Annotated in this window: 16 protein-coding genes and 1 tRNA gene; 9 read left to right on the forward strand and 8 right to left on the reverse strand. The window is 58.2% G+C overall.

Annotation, left to right across the window (positions count from 1 at the left end; translation table 11 throughout):
• Positions 1-30: 30 nt before the first annotated feature.
• The 4 genes from cobA to ACR0IK_RS15225 all read right to left on the reverse strand — a co-directional run bounded on the left by cobA (position 31) and on the right by ACR0IK_RS15225 (position 5,038).
• Positions 31-792 (reverse strand): uroporphyrinogen-III C-methyltransferase, encoded by a 762-nt coding sequence (gene cobA, locus ACR0IK_RS15210; protein WP_480594331.1) that lies wholly within the window; start codon positions 790-792, stop codon positions 31-33.
• Between the two features lie 202 nt (positions 793-994).
• Positions 995-1,396: a cupredoxin domain-containing protein gene (locus ACR0IK_RS15215; RefSeq protein ID WP_480642087.1), complete on the reverse strand. Its 402-nt coding sequence runs from the start codon at positions 1,394-1,396 to the stop codon at positions 995-997.
• Positions 1,397-1,449: 53 nt separating this feature from the next.
• Complete coding sequence (locus ACR0IK_RS15220; RefSeq protein WP_480642088.1) at positions 1,450-3,237, reverse strand: NapC/NirT family cytochrome c; 1,788 nt, start codon at positions 3,235-3,237, stop codon at positions 1,450-1,452.
• Positions 3,238-3,361: 124 nt separating this feature from the next.
• Complete coding sequence (locus ACR0IK_RS15225; RefSeq protein ID WP_480594328.1) at positions 3,362-5,038, reverse strand: cytochrome D1 domain-containing protein; 1,677 nt, start codon at positions 5,036-5,038, stop codon at positions 3,362-3,364.
• 233 nt (positions 5,039-5,271) lie between these two features.
• On the opposite strand from ACR0IK_RS15225, the gene ACR0IK_RS15230 reads away from it, so the two are divergent.
• The 7 genes from ACR0IK_RS15230 (at position 5,272) to ACR0IK_RS15260 (ending at position 11,962) form a co-directional block, all read left to right on the forward strand.
• On the forward strand, positions 5,272-6,453 hold the full coding sequence (locus ACR0IK_RS15230; protein WP_480642089.1) for an NnrS family protein: 1,182 nt from the start codon (positions 5,272-5,274) through the stop codon (positions 6,451-6,453).
• Positions 6,454-6,552: 99 nt separating this feature from the next.
• Positions 6,553-7,002, forward strand: coding sequence for a c-type cytochrome (locus ACR0IK_RS15235; protein WP_170448418.1), 450 nt, complete (start codon positions 6,553-6,555; stop codon positions 7,000-7,002).
• 16 nt (positions 7,003-7,018) lie between these two features.
• Entirely contained in the window at positions 7,019-8,419 is a 1,401-nt protein-coding gene (locus ACR0IK_RS15240) for a cbb3-type cytochrome c oxidase subunit I (RefSeq protein WP_170575123.1), read from the forward strand.
• A gap of 2 nt (positions 8,420-8,421) precedes the next feature.
• Positions 8,422-9,231, forward strand: a complete 810-nt coding sequence (locus tag ACR0IK_RS15245; protein WP_480642090.1) for an AAA family ATPase — start codon at positions 8,422-8,424, stop codon at positions 9,229-9,231.
• A 9-nt stretch (positions 9,232-9,240) separates the two neighbouring features.
• A complete protein-coding gene (locus ACR0IK_RS15250; RefSeq protein ID WP_480642091.1) occupies positions 9,241-11,163 on the forward strand; it encodes a nitric oxide reductase activation protein NorD in 1,923 nt (640 codons plus the stop codon).
• A complete protein-coding gene (locus ACR0IK_RS15255) occupies positions 11,160-11,708 on the forward strand; it encodes a cytochrome c oxidase subunit 3 (protein ID WP_480642092.1) in 549 nt (182 codons plus the stop codon). The genes ACR0IK_RS15250 and ACR0IK_RS15255 overlap by 4 nt, the downstream gene beginning before the upstream one ends.
• Before the next feature lie 5 nt (positions 11,709-11,713).
• Positions 11,714-11,962, forward strand: coding sequence for a cytochrome C oxidase subunit IV family protein (locus ACR0IK_RS15260; protein WP_480594323.1), 249 nt, complete (start codon positions 11,714-11,716; stop codon positions 11,960-11,962).
• Positions 11,963-12,018: 56 nt separating this feature from the next.
• Here ACR0IK_RS15260 and hemA read toward each other — a convergent pair whose 3' ends face one another.
• Positions 12,019-13,242 (reverse strand): 5-aminolevulinate synthase, encoded by a 1,224-nt coding sequence (gene hemA, locus ACR0IK_RS15265; protein ID WP_480642093.1) that lies wholly within the window; start codon positions 13,240-13,242, stop codon positions 12,019-12,021.
• A gap of 178 nt (positions 13,243-13,420) precedes the next feature.
• On the opposite strand from hemA, the gene ACR0IK_RS15270 reads away from it, so the two are divergent.
• Complete coding sequence (locus ACR0IK_RS15270; RefSeq protein WP_480594321.1) at positions 13,421-14,113, forward strand: Crp/Fnr family transcriptional regulator; 693 nt, start codon at positions 13,421-13,423, stop codon at positions 14,111-14,113.
• A 554-nt stretch (positions 14,114-14,667) separates the two neighbouring features.
• Positions 14,668-14,985 carry a VPLPA-CTERM sorting domain-containing protein gene (locus tag ACR0IK_RS15275; RefSeq protein ID WP_480642094.1) on the forward strand — a complete coding sequence of 106 codons (318 nt, stop codon included), beginning with the start codon at positions 14,668-14,670 and terminating at the stop codon, positions 14,983-14,985.
• A 415-nt stretch (positions 14,986-15,400) separates the two neighbouring features.
• Here the strand turns inward: ACR0IK_RS15275 and ACR0IK_RS15280 are convergent, their stop codons facing one another.
• The 3 genes from ACR0IK_RS15280 to ACR0IK_RS15290 all read right to left on the reverse strand — a co-directional run bounded on the left by ACR0IK_RS15280 (position 15,401) and on the right by ACR0IK_RS15290 (position 16,797).
• Complete coding sequence (locus ACR0IK_RS15280) at positions 15,401-15,520, reverse strand: DUF6538 domain-containing protein (RefSeq protein WP_480642184.1); 120 nt, start codon at positions 15,518-15,520, stop codon at positions 15,401-15,403.
• Positions 15,521-15,641: 121 nt separating this feature from the next.
• A tRNA-Thr gene (locus tag ACR0IK_RS15285) sits at positions 15,642-15,715 on the reverse strand.
• On the reverse strand, positions 15,712-16,797 hold the full coding sequence (locus ACR0IK_RS15290; protein ID WP_480642095.1) for a tyrosine-type recombinase/integrase: 1,086 nt from the start codon (positions 16,795-16,797) through the stop codon (positions 15,712-15,714). The genes ACR0IK_RS15285 and ACR0IK_RS15290 overlap by 4 nt, the downstream gene beginning before the upstream one ends.
• Positions 16,798-16,868 lie beyond the last annotated feature (71 nt).

A 16,868-nucleotide genomic window follows, 5' to 3' on the forward strand; every position in this document is an offset into this window, starting at 1 on the left:
TGGCACTGCCCCAGGCTTTTATGACCAAGCTTAGCCATGAGCCTGTTCCAGCAGGTCTGCCAAGGGCCGTTCTGCGTAGAGTGAAACCACCTTGCCGATGATGAACAAGGTCGGCGCTTTCAGGTCGGCTTTGCGGACATCCGCCGCCAATTGATCAAGGCGGGATACCATGCGGCTCTCATCCGGTGTGGTGGCTTTGCCCACGGCCAGAACGGGGGTCGAGCCGGGCAGGCTCTCGGTCATTAGCCCCATGGCGATCTGGCCGATGTTGGCGACGCCCATATAGACCACCAAGGTCGAGTCAGGATCAGCCAGCCGTTTCCAGTCCAGATCCAGCACCTTGTCGGCTTGCCGGTGGCCGGTAACATATTGAACCGAGGTCGCCAGCCCGCGATGGGTCAGCGGCACGCCGGTCGAACTGGAGGCCCCCTGTGCCGCCGTGATACCCGGCGCGTATTCGACAGCGATTCCATAAGCCATCAGATAGGCGGCTTCTTCCGAGCCGCGGCCAAAGATCATCGGATCACCGCCCTTCAGCCTTGCGACGGTGTGACCGGCCAGTGCCTCTTCTTTCAGGATTTCATTGATGCGATCCTGCGGTACGGTGTGGCATTTGGGGGCCTTGCCCACCGGGATCAGCCGCGCACCGTCGGCGTGCAGGGCGAGGATTCCGTCCGAAACCAGTCGGTCATAGACGACCACGTCGGCCTCTTGCAGCATACGCAGGGCGCGCAGGGTCATCAGCTCGGGGTCGCCTGGGCCGGCGCCAATCAGAAAAACCTTACCGCTCATGTGCTAACTCGCTTGTTCTGAATGTCTTCGGAACCCGGACCTTCCGGCAGCTTCCACGCGCGAATAGGGGACGTTGCTGGGTGAACCGGGCGTGTCATGAGGCCAAGTTGGCGTAATCCTAAACCAACCTCCTTGACATAAGTTAAGGAGCGCGGGATTAGCGCCCGCGCTCCTTTGATTTTGCCTGTATTTTTGCCTCGGCTCAGGGTTCGACTGTGATCATGCCGATCATGTCCTGCGTTTCCCAATGCGGACCGCACAGGTATTCCTGCGGGCCCGGCGTGAGGAATGTCATGTCCACCGATTCCTCGGGGAACAACCGATCGCTTTCGGGTTCGCTGCCGTCTTTCAGCAAGACCGAATGGCTGGTGCGTTTGTCCACATTTATCCAACGCACGGTGGTGCCCGGCTTTACGGTCAATTCGCGAGGGCAGAAGTTGTATTTGTACATCAGCACCACCTCGGCGTCCTCGACTGCGGACGATGGTTGGTCAAACATCTCGACATAGCGATCTTCGGCCTCGGCACAGATCTCAGCGGTTTCATCGGCCCAGGCGGGCGCGGCCAGAAGCAGCAGCGCGGGAAGAAGGCGGTGGGGTTTCATTATCCATGTCTCCTTTCCAAAGGGGAAGGGGCCGGTTCATCCGGCCCCCTCAATTATTGTTTTACCACGTTGATGAAGGCGCTGTCGTCGTCCAATGCAAGGCTGGTGTCCAGCGTCACATGGTGGAACCGCGCGGCGGCAAAGTCATCGTGGATGGCAAAGCCGACCGTGTAGGTATTGCCGGCCTCCAGCGGCACGTCGCCGGGCGCACCGGAGTTCAGCGGACGGGTAAAGACCACAGTCCACATTCCTCCGGAAAGTTCGGCCGATGCGGCGATCTCGCCGTCATTGACCACGCGCTGTTCCAGAAGATAGCCGTTGGTGGCACTGCCGTCCGCATAGACACGCATCAGGTCAAGATAGGTGCCGTCGGCCAGATACTGCTCGATCTGCTCGGCGGTATGCAGTTTATCCCAACCACCCATCGGCTTACCGCGACGACCTTTGGTATCAACCTCGGTGCGGCTTTCGCTGATGTATTTGGTCACCGTGTCCTGAGCGGTCAGACGACCTGAGACATCACCATTGGCGGCAATCGCCTCCGCACCCGGATCAAAGGGCATATACGAGTTGTCGGCGTGGCACGAGGCCCAGCAACCAACTTGATCGCCCATCTCGATACCGGTACCGGTGATCATCATGGCAACCTTGATCTGGTTGTCGGGGTCCATCTTGCCACCATCCACGAACGGTGCCGGGTTGTGGCCTGCATCCGGCCATTGCAAGCGGATATACAGGTTCTCGTCGTCATGTGCGGCCTGAACGGTTGCGTCGATCACACCACGTTTGCCGGGGATCGGCGTTGGCTCCAGATCACCACCGGCCACAATCTTGTTGCCGATCGTGTCCAGTTCCTTGGCGTGACAGGTCGAGCACTGATCACCGCCTTTTGTCAACGGACGGGCGCCACCATGGAACTTGCCATTCTGCACCCATTCAAATGAAGCCTGACCGGGGTAGAACAGTTTCAGATCCGCGCTGGCCACGGCGTTCCAGTCGACGTTGCCTGGGACATCGCCGCCGCCGCCGTCTGAGGGCGCTGCGGCCTCTTCGCCGTTTGCTGCGGCACGCTCTTCAGCGACGGCCGCGTCAACTGCGGCTGCGATCTGAGCCTGAACGGCCTCTTGCTGCGCTGCCTTGGCGGCTTTTTCAGCCTCGGCTTCGGCGGCTTCCTTTGCCTCGATCCGCTCCAGACTGACCAAATATTCGGGCGGAATCGGGCGGATGAAGTCCGGATTCGGGGTTTCAAGCTTTTCCAGATACTCTTCGTCGGCCCGGTCGCGGGCATCCGAGTGCGCAATACCCTTGTGGCAGTCGATACAAGTCTGGCCGATCTCCATCGCATTCAGGTGCTGCTGACGCGCGCGGGGCTTCTGGAATTCCGGCATCATCGATTCGAAATCGTGACAGTTGCGGCATTCGCGCGAGTCGGTGGCCTTCATCCGTTCCCATTCGTTCATGGCCAGGTGTACACGTTTGGCCTCGAATTTCTCGCGGGTGTTGATGGTGCCGACCATCTTGCCATACAGCTCTTTGGACGCCTTGATCTTGCGGATGATCTTGTGGGTCCAGTCCTTGGGCACGTGGCAGTCGGAACAGACCGCGCCCACGCCAGAACGGTTCACGTCGTGGATCGTACCTGTGTATTCCTCGTAGACGAAATCGCGCATCTCGTGGCACGAGATACAGAAATCTTTGGTGTTGGTGGCTTCCATGGCGGTGTTGAACCCGCCCCAGAAGATGATGCCACCGACAAAGGCGGCAGCGATTCCGGCCACGGGCATTCCCCACAGGAAATACCGGCGCCAGATCGGTGGTTTTTTATCCGGTTCGGAGGTCATATCCGGGCTCCGTTATGGCTGTATTGACTGGCCCGGTAAGTCGGGCGGGCGTGTTTGGCTGAACTGTCAAACGAGGAAAGGGCGGGCGAGGGGCCCGCCCTTTCCGGTTGTGGTATCAAACCCGTCAGGTGACGTGGTTCGAGCGGTTGTAGACGTTGAACTTGCCGGTCGGGGCATACAACCCTTCGATGCGACCGATTTCTTCCAGCGTCTTGGCGTCGAAGATCACGATCTGACCGTTGGGCTCTTTCGAGTCCGACAGGTTCCATTTGGAAACCCAGACCTCGGTGCCATCCGCGTTGAACTCGAAGTGTACGGCAGCGCTGCCTTCATCTTCGGTGATCTGGATGGTTTTCACGATCTCGCCGGTCTCTTTCGAGATGACCTGCACCGATTGCTGAATTTCAGGCTCGGGGTGCTTGGTCTGATCCGCCCAGATGTAGTCCGAATTCGGGTGGGTCCGAACAAACAGGCCGGGGCCATCGGTTTCCACTTCGTAGCAGACCTTCCAGGCATCATCCGGACGATTCTCGGGATCGTTGCCCCAAACAGTCACGGTACCGACACCAAGGTGGGTTGTGCCAGCGACCGGACCGCAATTCGGGTCGACCCAGTTGGCGCCCGGACCGGGGTGCGGCAACGCGGCGGTGTCGATCATCGCTTCCAGCTTGTGGGTTTGGGTATCGACAACAACCATCTTGTTCGACGCGTTTGCGGCGATTTGGAAGTACCGGCCAGTCGGGTCAAAGAACCCGTCGTGCAGGAACTTGGCCGAGTCGATCTTGTCGATCCGCAGGTTATCCAGGTCGGTATAATCAACCTGCCACAGCTGACCCAATTCCTTGATCGCGACGATCCAGGTCGGCTCGTTCGGCGTTGTGTAGATTGCGGCCACACGTGCCTCTTCCACATAGTCGCCGTCCACGTTCACACCGCGGGTCGATACAACCTTGACCGGTTCCATTGTCTGGGCATCTACGATTGCAAAGTGCGGCGGCCAGTAACCACCACCGATGACGTATTTGCCGTCGCCGGAAACGGCCACGTCACGTGCGTCATAGGCAATCTTGACTTCCGAAACCAACATGTTCTCGGGCTTCTGCCAGAGGTCGATCTTGGTCATCTTGCCGTCGCGGCCCATGGTGTACCAGAAGCGGCCGGGGTGCTCAGGCTCGGTAATGCTGTGGTGTTCCGATGCTTTCAGAACGTGCACGGCGTAACCTGTCGGGATGTGCGTTAGCACTTCTTTGGTGTCGCCGTCGATAACAGCCACCTTACCTACGTCACGCTCGATGACGACGAAGAAGTTTTCCCAATTGCGGCCGTGAAGCGGCTCGGTCGGGTAGTCGGCTTCTTCGACATAGACCTTGCGGGTCTCTTTCATCTGCTCCAGCGACATCTCAGGCGGCTTGGGGGCCTCCATCTGAATGTAGGTCGCCATATCCTTGATTTCCTGCTCGGTCATGATGTCCGAGAAGTTGTTCATCCCGCCTTCGGTACCCCAGGCGATGATTTTCTCAAGACGTTCCTGCCCGAGTGCAAGGGTTCCGCCTTCGGTCACGGTCCCGTCGGCTGCGGTTTTCTTCCAATGTGGTTCAAGACTCTTGCCTGTGGCGCCTTTGCGCAGAACGCCGTGACAGCCTGCGCATTGTTCGAAATAAAGCTGTTTGGATGATTCAAACGCTTCCTCGCTGAGGGTTGGCTCTTCGGCGAAGGCTGGTGCAGCGACGCTGCCCAGCAGCATCGCCAAACCGGCCCCAAAGGCGCGGCCAGTTTTGTTGTAGCTGATTCCAAGTGACATGATCACTCTCCATTTGCGTGGTGAGGCACTCCCAAGGGTGGAGCATCGCGCGATAGCACTCCTTGACGAAAGTCAACACAAGGGGTGCAATTCGGGGTGGCAACTGGAAAAATCGCGAAAAAATCGCGGAAAAATCTGAATCTTAGGGGCATGTTTTCCAACGTTTTGATTTTGGTTAAGTCGCCGTTTCAGCTTCGCTGCTAGGGCTTAGAAAACCGTCAAGGAGAGCAGCCATGCCCGCAATCGTCGCCCGTGTTCTTGGTGAGGCGTTTCGTGTTTTCTTTCTGTCCGCCGGTCTTTACGGCCTGTTTGTGGGGCTGGTTTGGGGGCTGTGGCTGGCGGTGCCCTACATGGCGCCGGATTATGGCATGACGCCACCGATGTGGCACGCGCACGAGATGATCTTTGGCTATGCCACCGCCGCGCTGGGCGGGTTTTTTCTGACGGCTGTGCCCAACTGGACCGGCGCGCCCGAGGCGCGCGCACGCTTTATCGCACTGGCCGCCGGGCTGTGGCTGGCGGGTCGGATGGCCATGTGGTTTTCCGGGATGCTGCCGCCAGTGTTGGTTGCGATGGTCGATCTGGCCTTTGTGCCTGTTTTGGCAGCCAAAATCCTGACTCAGCTGATCCGTCGCCCAAAACCGCAGAACATGATTTTCCTGCTGTTGCTCAGCCTGATCTGGGTCGCGGACCTGATGACTCATCTGGAATGGATGGAGGTCACGGCGGACACGTTGCAAACCGGGTTGCGCGCAGGGCTGCTGAGCTTGTGTGCAATGATTGCCATCTTGGGCGGGCGGATCACGCCGGCCTTCACCCGCAATGCCATGAAGCGCGAAGGCGTGCCTGAGGCGGACTGGCCGGTGTCGGTCGCTGTCTTGGATAAGGCGGGTATGATTCTGGCCTTGATTCTGCCGCTGAGCGTTTTGGTGTTTGGCGCCGGGCCGGTGGCCGGGGTGGTTGCACTTGCATTGGGCGCGGTGCAGGTATTGCGCATGGCACGCTGGCGCGCACGCTGGGCTGTGCGGCAACCGATTCTGCTGGCGCTGCATCTGGGGCTTGGAATGCTGGCGCTTGGGCTGATTCTCTGGGGGCTTTCGGTGCTGGGCCTGGGTAATGAAGTCGCCGCCCTGCATGTTCTGGGCATCGGTTGCGTCGGCGGCATGACCCTGGCGGTCATGAGCCGCGCTGCGCTGGGTCACAGCGGTCGTGCGTTGATCGCACCCGTTCCAATGGTTGTCGCCTATGGGCTGATGGCCGTGGCAGCTCTGTCGCGCTGGATCGGAGCGGACCTGAACGCAGGCTATATGGTGGCGATGCTGCTGTCCGATGGCCTGTGGGTCTGCGCCTTTGCGCTGTACCTGATTGCAATGTGGCCCGCCCTGACAGGTCCCCGCGCAGCCCGGGCGGGATGAATTTCAATTACTTCGGCCAGTCTTGACTTTCGTTAAGGAGACACCATGGCCCAGCCGCCATGGTGTTCAGACTAGCTAATCTGCGCAAAGGAGAGCGCAATGCGAGAAGTCATGACCAAGAGCATGGCCCGCAACATATTCTATGGCGGGTCACTGTTCTTTATCCTCATATTCTTGGCCCTGTCGGCCCATTCACACTGGTATATCGTGAATTCCGAGAATTCGGCAAAGCTCGATGAAAGTGTGGTTCGCGGCAAACACGTCTGGGAAAAACACGCCTGTATCAACTGTCATACGATTCTGGGTGAAGGGGCCTACTTTGCCCCCGAAGTCGCTAACGTAATGACTCGGTGGGGCGTCCTCGACGACCCGGAATCGGCCTTTGAATCCCTTAAAGGCTGGATGGAGGCGCAGCCGACCGGCATTCCCGGTCGTCGGCAGATGCCACAATTCAACCTCAGCGACGAAGAGCTCCGCGATCTGACCAACTTCCTGATCTGGACGGACAATATCGACGCTCAGGGCTGGCCGCCCAACGAGGCCGGCTGAGAAAGGGAACGGAGAAATGAAATACGAATCCCAAAAAATCGCCTACGCCTACTTTGCGGTGGCAATGGCCCTGTTTGCGATCCAGGTGATCGGCGGCCTGCTGGCCGGTTTGATCTATGTGTTCCCAAACTTCCTGAGTGAGCTTCTGCCGTTCAACATCGTGCGGATGCTGCACACCAACTCGCTGATCGTCTGGCTGATCCTGGGCTTCTTCGGGGCGGCTTACTTCCTGATCCCGGAAGAATCTGAGCGTGAAATACATTCACCCAAGTTAGCCTATTTGCAGCTGATCATTCTGGTGGTCGGTACATTGGGCGTGGTTGTGACCTACGTCTTCAACCTTTTCGAAGGCAATTGGCTGCTGGGCAAAGAGGGGCGCGAGTTCCTTGAACAACCCAAATGGGTCAAGGCAGGCATCGTCGTGGCCGCGCTGATCTTCCTTTACAACGTGTCGATGACCGTTCTGAAGGGTAAAAAGACCGCGATCACCAACATCCTTTTGTTGGGTCTGTGGGGTCTGGCGCTGCTGTTCCTGTTTGCCTTCTACAACCCGGGCAACCTGGCCTTGGACAAACAATACTGGTGGTATGTCGTCCACCTGTGGGTTGAAGGCGTGTGGGAACTGATCATGGCCTCGATCCTGGCTTACCTGATGCTGAAGCTGACCGGTGTGGACCGTGAGATCGTCGAAAAATGGCTTTACGTCATCGTCGCCGCCGCGCTGTTCTCGGGCATCCTTGGCACAGGCCACCATTACTACTGGATCGGTACACCCGCGTACTGGCAGTGGATCGGTTCGATCTTCTCGAGCCTCGAAGTTATCCCATTCTTCGCGATGATGGCCTTTGCCTTCGTCATGGTCTGGAAAGGTCGTCGTGACCACCCCAACAAGGCCGCGCTGCTGTGGTCGCTGGGCTGTGCCACGCTTGCCTTCTTCGGTGCCGGTGTCTGGGGCTTCCTGCACACGCTGCACGGGGTGAACTACTATACCCACGGTACGCAGATCACTGCAGCCCACGGCCACCTGGCCTTCTACGGTGCATATGTCTGCCTCAACCTGGCAATCTTCAGCTATGCGATGCCAATCCTGAAGAACCGTGACCCGTACAATCAGGTACTGAACATGGGTTCGTTCTGGCTGATGACCAGCGGCATGGTCTTTATGACCTTCGTGCTGACCTTCGGCGGTACCGTGCAAACGCACATGCAACGTGTGGTCGGTGACTACTTCATGGACGTGCAAGACCAGATCGCGATCTTCTACTGGATGCGTCTTGGTTCCGGTGTTGTCGTTGTCCTCGGTGCGCTTTTGTTCATCTACTCGATCTGGGTGCCCCGGAAAGAGATGGTTGAACCCGGCCCGATCGAACGCGACCGGCTGGAAAACGATCCTGACCACGTCGCAGCGGAGTCATGAAGATGGACGGCTCAAGAAACATGGGAACGGGGGCGGCTGACGCCCCCTTCTACCTGCCCCAGCGTGATGAATGCGATGTGTTCACCGCCGCTTACAACAACGACCTACCGGTTCTGCTGAAGGGGCCGACGGGCTGCGGCAAGACCCGCTTTGTGGCCCATATGGCCGCCCGCCTTGGTCGTCCGCTATATACCGTGGCCTGCCACGATGACCTTGCCGCCGCCGACCTGATCGGGCGCTACCTGCTGAAAGGTGGCGAAACCGTCTGGGTTGATGGTCCCTTGACCCGCGCGGTCCGCGAAGGCGCGATCTGCTACCTTGATGAGGTGGTCGAAGCCCGCAAAGACGTGACCGTCGTGTTGCACCCACTGACCGATGACCGGCGCATACTGCCGATCGACCGCACAGGCGAAGAACTTGAGGCCGCACCCGGTTTTATGCTGGTCGCCTCGTACAACCCCGGATACCAGAATATCCTGAAAACCCTGAAACCCTCGACCCGGCAACGGTTCATCTCTCTCGAGTTCGACTTCCCGTCGCCCGAGATGGAGGCCGAAGTTGTTGCTCAGGAAAGCGGGCTGGCGCCTGAGCGCTGCAAGCCGCTGATCCGGTTGGCGAACAAGCTGCGCGGGCTCAAGGGTCAGGATCTTGAGGAAGGCGTTTCCACCCGCTTGGTCGTTTATGCCGCGACGCTGATCGCACAGGGCATGTCGACCGACCGCGCCATCCTTGCCGCAATGATCGAACCTCTGACTGATGACGAGGATATCAAACGCGGGCTCCTCGATCTTGTCACGGCTGTCTTTGGGTGAGGCCCGCCGATGGTCAGGATCGAATTTGAGCCATGGGAACCCGAAGAAACGATCGGGAAACTGTGGCACACCCTTGCCAGCCGTCTCGATGCACCTGAGGTGCATGTTGGAGCCGCGGTCGACCTCTCAGAGGTCGCGGGGCGGCTGGCAGTCCTCTTCCGGGGACTTGGGGGTAGTCCGGGCGTTGAATTGCGCCCGGTCTCGCCCGAGGTTTCACGCCACCGGTTAAGCTGGCGTCGCAAGCTGGCAACCGAGGCTGAACTGATGCCGCGCGCCTCGTTCGATGGAGAGGTATTGCGCCTGCCGGATCGGCTGGCTGTTTTTCCCGCGCGCGAGGCGAATGGCGCGCTTTATGTCTGGCTCGCCTCCGCCGCTGCCCATGCCGGAACCCGAATTGACGAGAACGATCCGCTGCGCGCCGACGTGCACGCGCTGATCGCGGCGCAGAGCATGGTCGAGACGACGCTGGATGACGCTCCTGGACTGCGCCCACTTTACACCGAGCTTTGCAAAGGTGTTCTGCATCACCGCGACATCCCGGGCCTGCCACCGGTTGAGGCTACGGTTGAAGAGCTTGTCCGTCACATGCTGGGGGACCCTGCGCCGCTGTCGGACCGGGCTGAACAGATGCTGACGCTGGACGATGACCTTTTCGCCCCGCGTGGCTATCAACCGATGCGCCCGGTCCCCCTGTGGCCAGAACTGCGCGCGGTTGGGTTTTCGGAACATAACGAGGTCGAAAACCCCGAAACCGAAGGTCCACCTGAAGAATCCAGTGAGAAAACCCACCGCGCACGCCGCCGCAAATCGGATCAGGCCAACCGCAGCGACAGTTTTATTCTGCATAAGTTTGAGGCCATTCTCAGCTGGGCCGAGTTCCTGAACATCAACCGACGCATCGACGATGACGATCCCGACAACGCGAAGAAGGCTGCCGACGATCAGGAAGAAATCGGCTTGGGGCAAATCTCCAAGGCGCCACCGACCAAGCTGAAGCTGCATCTGGACCTTGCCCCCGAAGACGTGAATCGCGAACGTTTGTCAGGCCGTATCCTCTATCCCGAATGGGATGTGCGTACAGGCCAATACCTGCCCGATCACGTCAACGTTCTACTCTCGGATGCCGAGATCCGCGAAGACGCCGCCGAGTTTGGCAAAGACCCCGCCACCGCCCGCCGAATTCGCGCAGTGAAACGCCAGTTCGAGGCCCTGCGCCCCGGTCGGGTGATGACGCGCGGCCATCTGGATGGAGATCAGCTGGATATCGAAGCCGCCGTACGCGCCGAAACCGACAGGATGGCCAGTGGTGAGGGCAACGAACGCATCTGGATGCAGTCCCGCCCAGTGGCGCGCGATCTGGCGGTGTCAATTGTGCTGGATGTCAGCCGTTCTACCGAAAGCGCCGTCACAGGCCGCGCCGTGATTGATGTCGAACGTGAGGCGCTGGCCGCCTTGGCCTGGGGCCTGAATGCCTGCGGTGACGATTTTGCCATCCATGCCTTCAGCTCTCTGAAACGCCAGCGCGTTTATGTGCAACGCTGCAAACGGTTTGACGAGCCGATGGGCAGCACCGTCGAACAGCGCATCGCGTCGCTGCGGCCGGGGCACTACACGCGGTTGGGCGCTGCGATCCGTCATTGTTCTGCCGATCTGGCCAAGCAATCTCGTAAGCGCCGCCTGCTGCTGGTGATCACCGATGGCAAACCGAACGATCTGGACCATTATGAGGGCCGCCACGGAATCGAAGACACACGCCAAGCTGTTCTTGAGGCGCGCCGGGCCGGACAATCGGTCTTTGGCGTTACCATCGACAAGACTGGCAAAAGCTGGTTCCCGCGTATGTTCGGGCAAGGCGGTTTTGCTGTTATCCCCGACCCGCATCGTCTGACGATGGCCTTGCCGCAGATCTACCGCCAACTGGTCGGCGCATGAGCGATACCTCTCTGATCGACGAGCTTCCGGGCGAGTTGCTGATGTGGGTTCTGATCATCTCGGAATTGCTGGTCTTCGGCGCCGGGATGATCGCCTTTATGGGCGTGCGCCTGACCGATCCGGTGGGCTTTGCCGAGGCGCAGTCGCATTTGCATCGCACCGGCGCGGCGTTCAACACCGCTGTTTTGGTCACGTCTGGCTATCTGGCGGCGCAGGCGCTGCACTGGCGGCAGGCTTCCCGGCGCGGAGCTGCGCGTTTTGCTTTGTTTGGCGCTGCCCTGCTGGGCGTGGTGTTCCTGATCATAAAAGGCACGGAGTACGCGGACAAAGCTGCGCAGGGGATCGGATACGAAACGCACCCGTTCTTTCTGTTCTACTACTTGCTGACCGGTTTTCACGCCGCGCATGTGCTGGCCGGGGTTGGCATTTTGCTGCTGGTCGCGTGGCGGGATGATCCCCGCAATATTGAGGCAGGTGCCCAGTTCTGGCACATGGTTGATCTGGTCTGGATCATGCTGTTCCCCGTTATCTACCTGTTGGGGTGAGGGAAATGATCGCAAACACTCTCACACGGGCCTGGCTAGCTCTGTTGGTGCTTAGCCTTGGGTCGGCGGTGCTGACCACAATGCCGTTGCCGTCCGAAGTTCTGGGCGGTGGGATTCTGATTCTAGCGCTGGCCAAATCCCGCATTATCCTAGCCCATTACCTGGACCTTGCTACCAGCCCGTCTTGGCTGCGCGGCTTCACCATGGTTCTGACGGGGTTTGCGGTGCTGATCTTCGGCCTCTACCTGATCTGAGAAAGAAAAAAGCCGCCCCGAAAGGGCGGCAGGTTTCCAAGCAAGGGGCGCTTTGGTTATTGGGCGGCCATCGGCATGCGCGCTATCTGGCACCGTTGCCAGAGGGCCGACAGAGCATTGACCAAGTGGCCGATATCGGCGTCGGTGTGAACCGGAGACGGCGTAATCCGTAGGCGCTCGGTTCCTTTGGGAACGGTGGGATAGTTGATCGGCTGGATATAGATGCCAAACTCTTCCAGCAGTGTGTCCGAAATGAATTTGCATTTGACCGGATCACCGACCATCACGGGGATGATGTGGCTGGGGTTGGGAAGATGCGGGATGCCCTCGGCGTCAAGACGGGCGCGCACCTGCGCCACGCGGGCCTTTTGCAGATTGCGTTCGGCACTCGACTGTTTCAGGTGCCGGATCGAGGCCGCAGCGCCAGCTGCGATTGAGGGGGGCAGGGCAGTTGTAAAGATGAACCCGCTGGCAAAGCTGCGTACGAAATCACACAACGCGGCCGAAGCAGCGATATAGCCACCGACCACACCGAAGGCTTTGCCCAGGGTACCTTCGATCACGGTCAGTCGATCCATCAGACCTTCGCGTTCGGCGATACCGCCACCACGCGGACCATAGAGACCTACGGCGTGGACCTCATCCAGATAGGTCATGGCGTCGTATTTGTCGGCCAGATCACAAATCTCTTTGATCGGCGCGATGTCTCCATCCATCGAATAGACCGACTCAAATGCGATCATCTTTGGCGCATCGGGATCAGCAGCGGCCAGTTTCGCCTCAAGATCCTCTAAATCGTTGTGTTTCCAGATGACCTTTTGAGCGCGTGAGTGGCGGATGCCTTCGATCATCGAGGCGTGGTTCAGGGCATCTGAAAACACAATCAGTCCGGGGATTTTGGAAGCAAGGGTGCCAAGGGCAGCCCAGTTCGAAACATATCCCGAGGTGAACAGCAGCGCTGCTTCTTTGCCGTGCAGATCAGCCAGTTCGGATTCCAGCAGTACGTGATCATGGGTGGTGCCCGAGATGTTCCGCGTGCCACCCGCGCCTGCGCCGCAGCGGTCCAGCGCGTCATGCATGGCTGAAATCACGGCAGGGTGTTGGCCCATGCCCAGGTAATCGTTCGAGCACCAAATCCGCACGTCCCGCTGCACCTGTCCATCGGTTTGGCGCGCATTTGGGAAGGATCCGCAGCGACGTTGCAGATCGATGAAGACGCGATAGTTTCCTTCTTCCCGCAAACTATCGAGGCTTTGGCTGAAAAATCGCTCGTAGTTCATCTTTCTGGCTCCCCGGAATACTGGCTTTGGGGCGAGATTAGGAGCGTCGTGCCCGAAGCGACATGACTATTGTCAAGTTGACCTCGGAAAAGACTGGTGCGTTGGGCGCAGCTTTGGCATAGCCTGAACCCGAAGGATGTACCGGTCAGAAGATCGACTAGGGAAAAGGGGAACCTTCTTGGCTCACGAAGCGCAAAAAGCAATCGCGCGGCAATCGCTCCTGCTCAAGAGCTTGCCGGATCAGCATGTCGATACTCTGCTCAGCCATGCAATCTGGCGCAGCTATGATCGCGGCGAGACGATTTTCCTGCAGGAAGAAAAAGCCAAGGCCGTACACGTGGTGCTGGCGGGTTGGGTCAAGCTGTTCCGTATGTCGCCCACCGGGGCCGAGGCGGTGGTGAGTGTCTTTACACGCGGTGAAAGCTTTGGTGAGGCGGTTGCGCTGCGGAACGTTCCCTATCCTGTCTCTGCCGAGGCGGTGTCGGCCTGCGAAATCATGCATATCCCCAGCCCGTTGTTACTGTCGCTGATGAAGGAAGACCCTGAGATCGGCGTATCGATCTTGGCCTCGACCTTTACCCATCTGCATGCGCTGGTGGCGCAACTGGAGCAACTAAAAGCCCAGACAGGCGCGCAGCGGGTGGCCGAGTTCTTGCTGAGCCTGTGCGACACCGATGCCCAAGCTTGCGACGTGGAATTGCCCTATGACAAGATGCTGATTGCCGGGCGTCTGGGGATGAAGCCGGAAAGCCTGAGCCGCGCCTTTTCGCGGCTCAAGACCGTTGGTGTGAAGATCAACCGCAACCACGCTGAGATCGCAGACGTCGACCGCCTGCGAGACTACGCCGAAAGCGATCCGTCAGAGAAGTAGTCGTCCGGATTGACTGCAGCCATTCGGATATCCAGACCTTGATCGGTTTCTTGCTGTCGAATCCGCACGTCAGGCTACAACGTGGCGCGTTTCTTCGACCTGAAACGTATACTGTAACAGGTCTCATTCGTTGCGAAACTGCCTCAGCTCTCCGAAACTCTGACTGCGCATGGAAGGGCTAGATATGCACAATGCCGGGCAAATGAGCGCGAGATGTAGCGTTGCTAATTGCATGGTGTTCAGGCATACTTTTTGCCAATCTTTCATAGTAGGTTTTCAGGTTTTTGGGGGGCAAAATGAGGGGTGTGTTCGTCTGTGCTCTATCAGCACTTTTTTCAATTTTTGCGTCGGTTTCGTCTGCGGCGACTTTGAGCCCCACTGAGGGTCTAGCGGTGGATTTTAGCTCTGGCACCACTTTTGATATTTATGATGTGTATTGGAGCGCATCACCGTTTGCAGCAAACCAACTGCGCGTAACAGTCTACTCCGGACCCGGGCTTACCGGCAGTGTAGTCGGATCAAGGGTACTTCCTTTCGCAGCAAGTGGAGGTGGTATGTACATAGATACGCCCTCTGCGGGTCCTAATGGTTCAATTATTGCCACAGCGGAATTTGGTACGATTGAAAACTTCAGCTTTTCCAATCTTGCGGTTCTTCTTGACGCGACTGGTAGGCGCTTGGGTAACGCAACCTATCAAAGCGCTCCTTATGTCGCCAGCCCTTCGCCTGTCCCGCTCCCTGCAGGATTGCTTCTTATTGTCAGCGCTTTAGGGGCACTTGGAGCATTGCGCACCTTGAACAAACGTAGGTTACATGGTGTCGAATCAGAAGTGAAGCTGTCGGCATGCCAATCCCGTGCTGCCGCTTACTGATAATTTGAGTTCGGTCGACAGGTGTTGATACGGAAACAGTGAGATTTGCTGCGACTATTAGATAGCTTGGGTTGTACGGTTTTTGAGTTTGACCGCCACGCTATTTTTGCAGTCTTAGAAACCGCAACTTGTTTTCGAGTTACTGGTTATTGTCGCGTTTCATTCCATCTAGGATTTTGGGCAGCACTGCGTGCAGTTCATCCCTGCCGAGCGTTTATCTGTTAGCGACACTAGACCGAGGTGTTTATCGTTAACCTGCCGCTTACAGGCAATCTTAACTGAGGTTCAACCGGCTTATTCTCCAACACTTCCAATAGGCGGAATTACAATATCGAGAAAGTACGGCGATTTTCTCAAAGGGGAGCCGTTCAGGCTTTGCCCGAAGGGGCGCGCAACGTTTTTGAGGCTACGCGTGTTAGGTGGTATTTCTCTCTTTTGACTTTGCTGCGTCCTTGATGCGGAGTGACTTTGACACTTCAGCACGACCGATGATTCCCTTCAGGTCCGTTGGAACACGCGTTACAGCGAAGTATATCTATTTTTTTGTTGTTGACCGGTTTAAGCAAGGCTGGGGTCAATGCCTAAGACTCCTGTGTAGGAGCTAGCAGGCGCAAGCAGTTGGTTTTCGTAAGTTTTTGAGAATGATGAGGAAATCATGGTGCTGCTGGAGAGAATTGAACTCTCGACCTCTCCCTTACCAAGGGGAAATAGAAACACCAAATTCCATCACTTTTTCAACCCCTTAACCCGCTTTGCGTTCAGCGGCTGTACGGCCCCTGTACGAATCCGGTCCCGCATTTCGCGGTCATCACCTTCCACATGGGCATAGATTTTGTCCGGTAGTGCCGGGTTCGACCAGCGCCCCGCCTTGGCGGCTGTGACCGGATCGACGCCTTGGCGCACCCGCAATTCGGTGTAGAACCCGTGCCGCCCGGCCTGGTGCGGGCTGAGATATTCGACCCCGGCAACTTTGCAGGCCGTGCGCAGCGCGGCGGTGAAGCCGGATCGATCGGCATAGCCAAACATGCGCTTGGGCAGCTTGTAATGGTGGCGGCGGTTATGCGGTTCTCTGGGCTTGAGATTGGCCATGGTCACCACCAGCGCGGTGGATATCGATACCCATTGTTCCGGGTGGCCTTTCGAGGCGATGATCTTGACGCGCCCGTTTTGCAGATCGCAGTGCTTTGGTTCAATCGCCACCAGTTGCGAGACCCGCACGCCGGTTTCAAACATGAATTCCAGCCCAGCCGCCACATACGGATTCGCGTGCGGCTGCACCGCCCTGATCCACTCCCAGCTTCCCGCCTTGCGCTCGGGTCTGCTCTGCTTGCCGCGTTTCTTGTCCTGATCCAAGCGCTGCTGGGATGTGTAGGATCGGATTCGTATCGGGTGGCATTTGCCCCTGTCATGGGCGTTGTTGATCACAGCCGAAACCGGCGTGATGATCTGGCGCTTCCACGTGTCGGTTGAGGCTTTGGGGTAGAGGATCGGGCCAAGATCGCGCACCTGCTCTGGCGTGACCTTGTGGACGAATTCAGCGCCGATCTGTTCGACAATCGGGATCAGGAACTTCGCCTCGGCGGGTTTGGCCGGGTAGAGCATCACCGCATCAGCAAAGGTCAGCGCCGATTCTTCTCCAAGGACGTGACAACGGATCTGCCTGTCTTCTTCGGCCCTGATCCAGTCTTTTGCGCCCGCTTCTGTAGATGCGCCAGTGCTGCACCGGTAGTAGTCTGTGATGGCAAGCCCGTTGTATTCGACCCGGCCCTTGACCCACCAGACCTTGCCCCGTTTGTAGGCTTCGAGCGGCATAAGCAATTCTCCAAAATAACATCAAGCTGTTGCGGTGTGATAATCATCGCCCGGCCAATGATATGGCAAGC

This window comes from Ruegeria sp. BF7, from assembly GCF_056538605.1.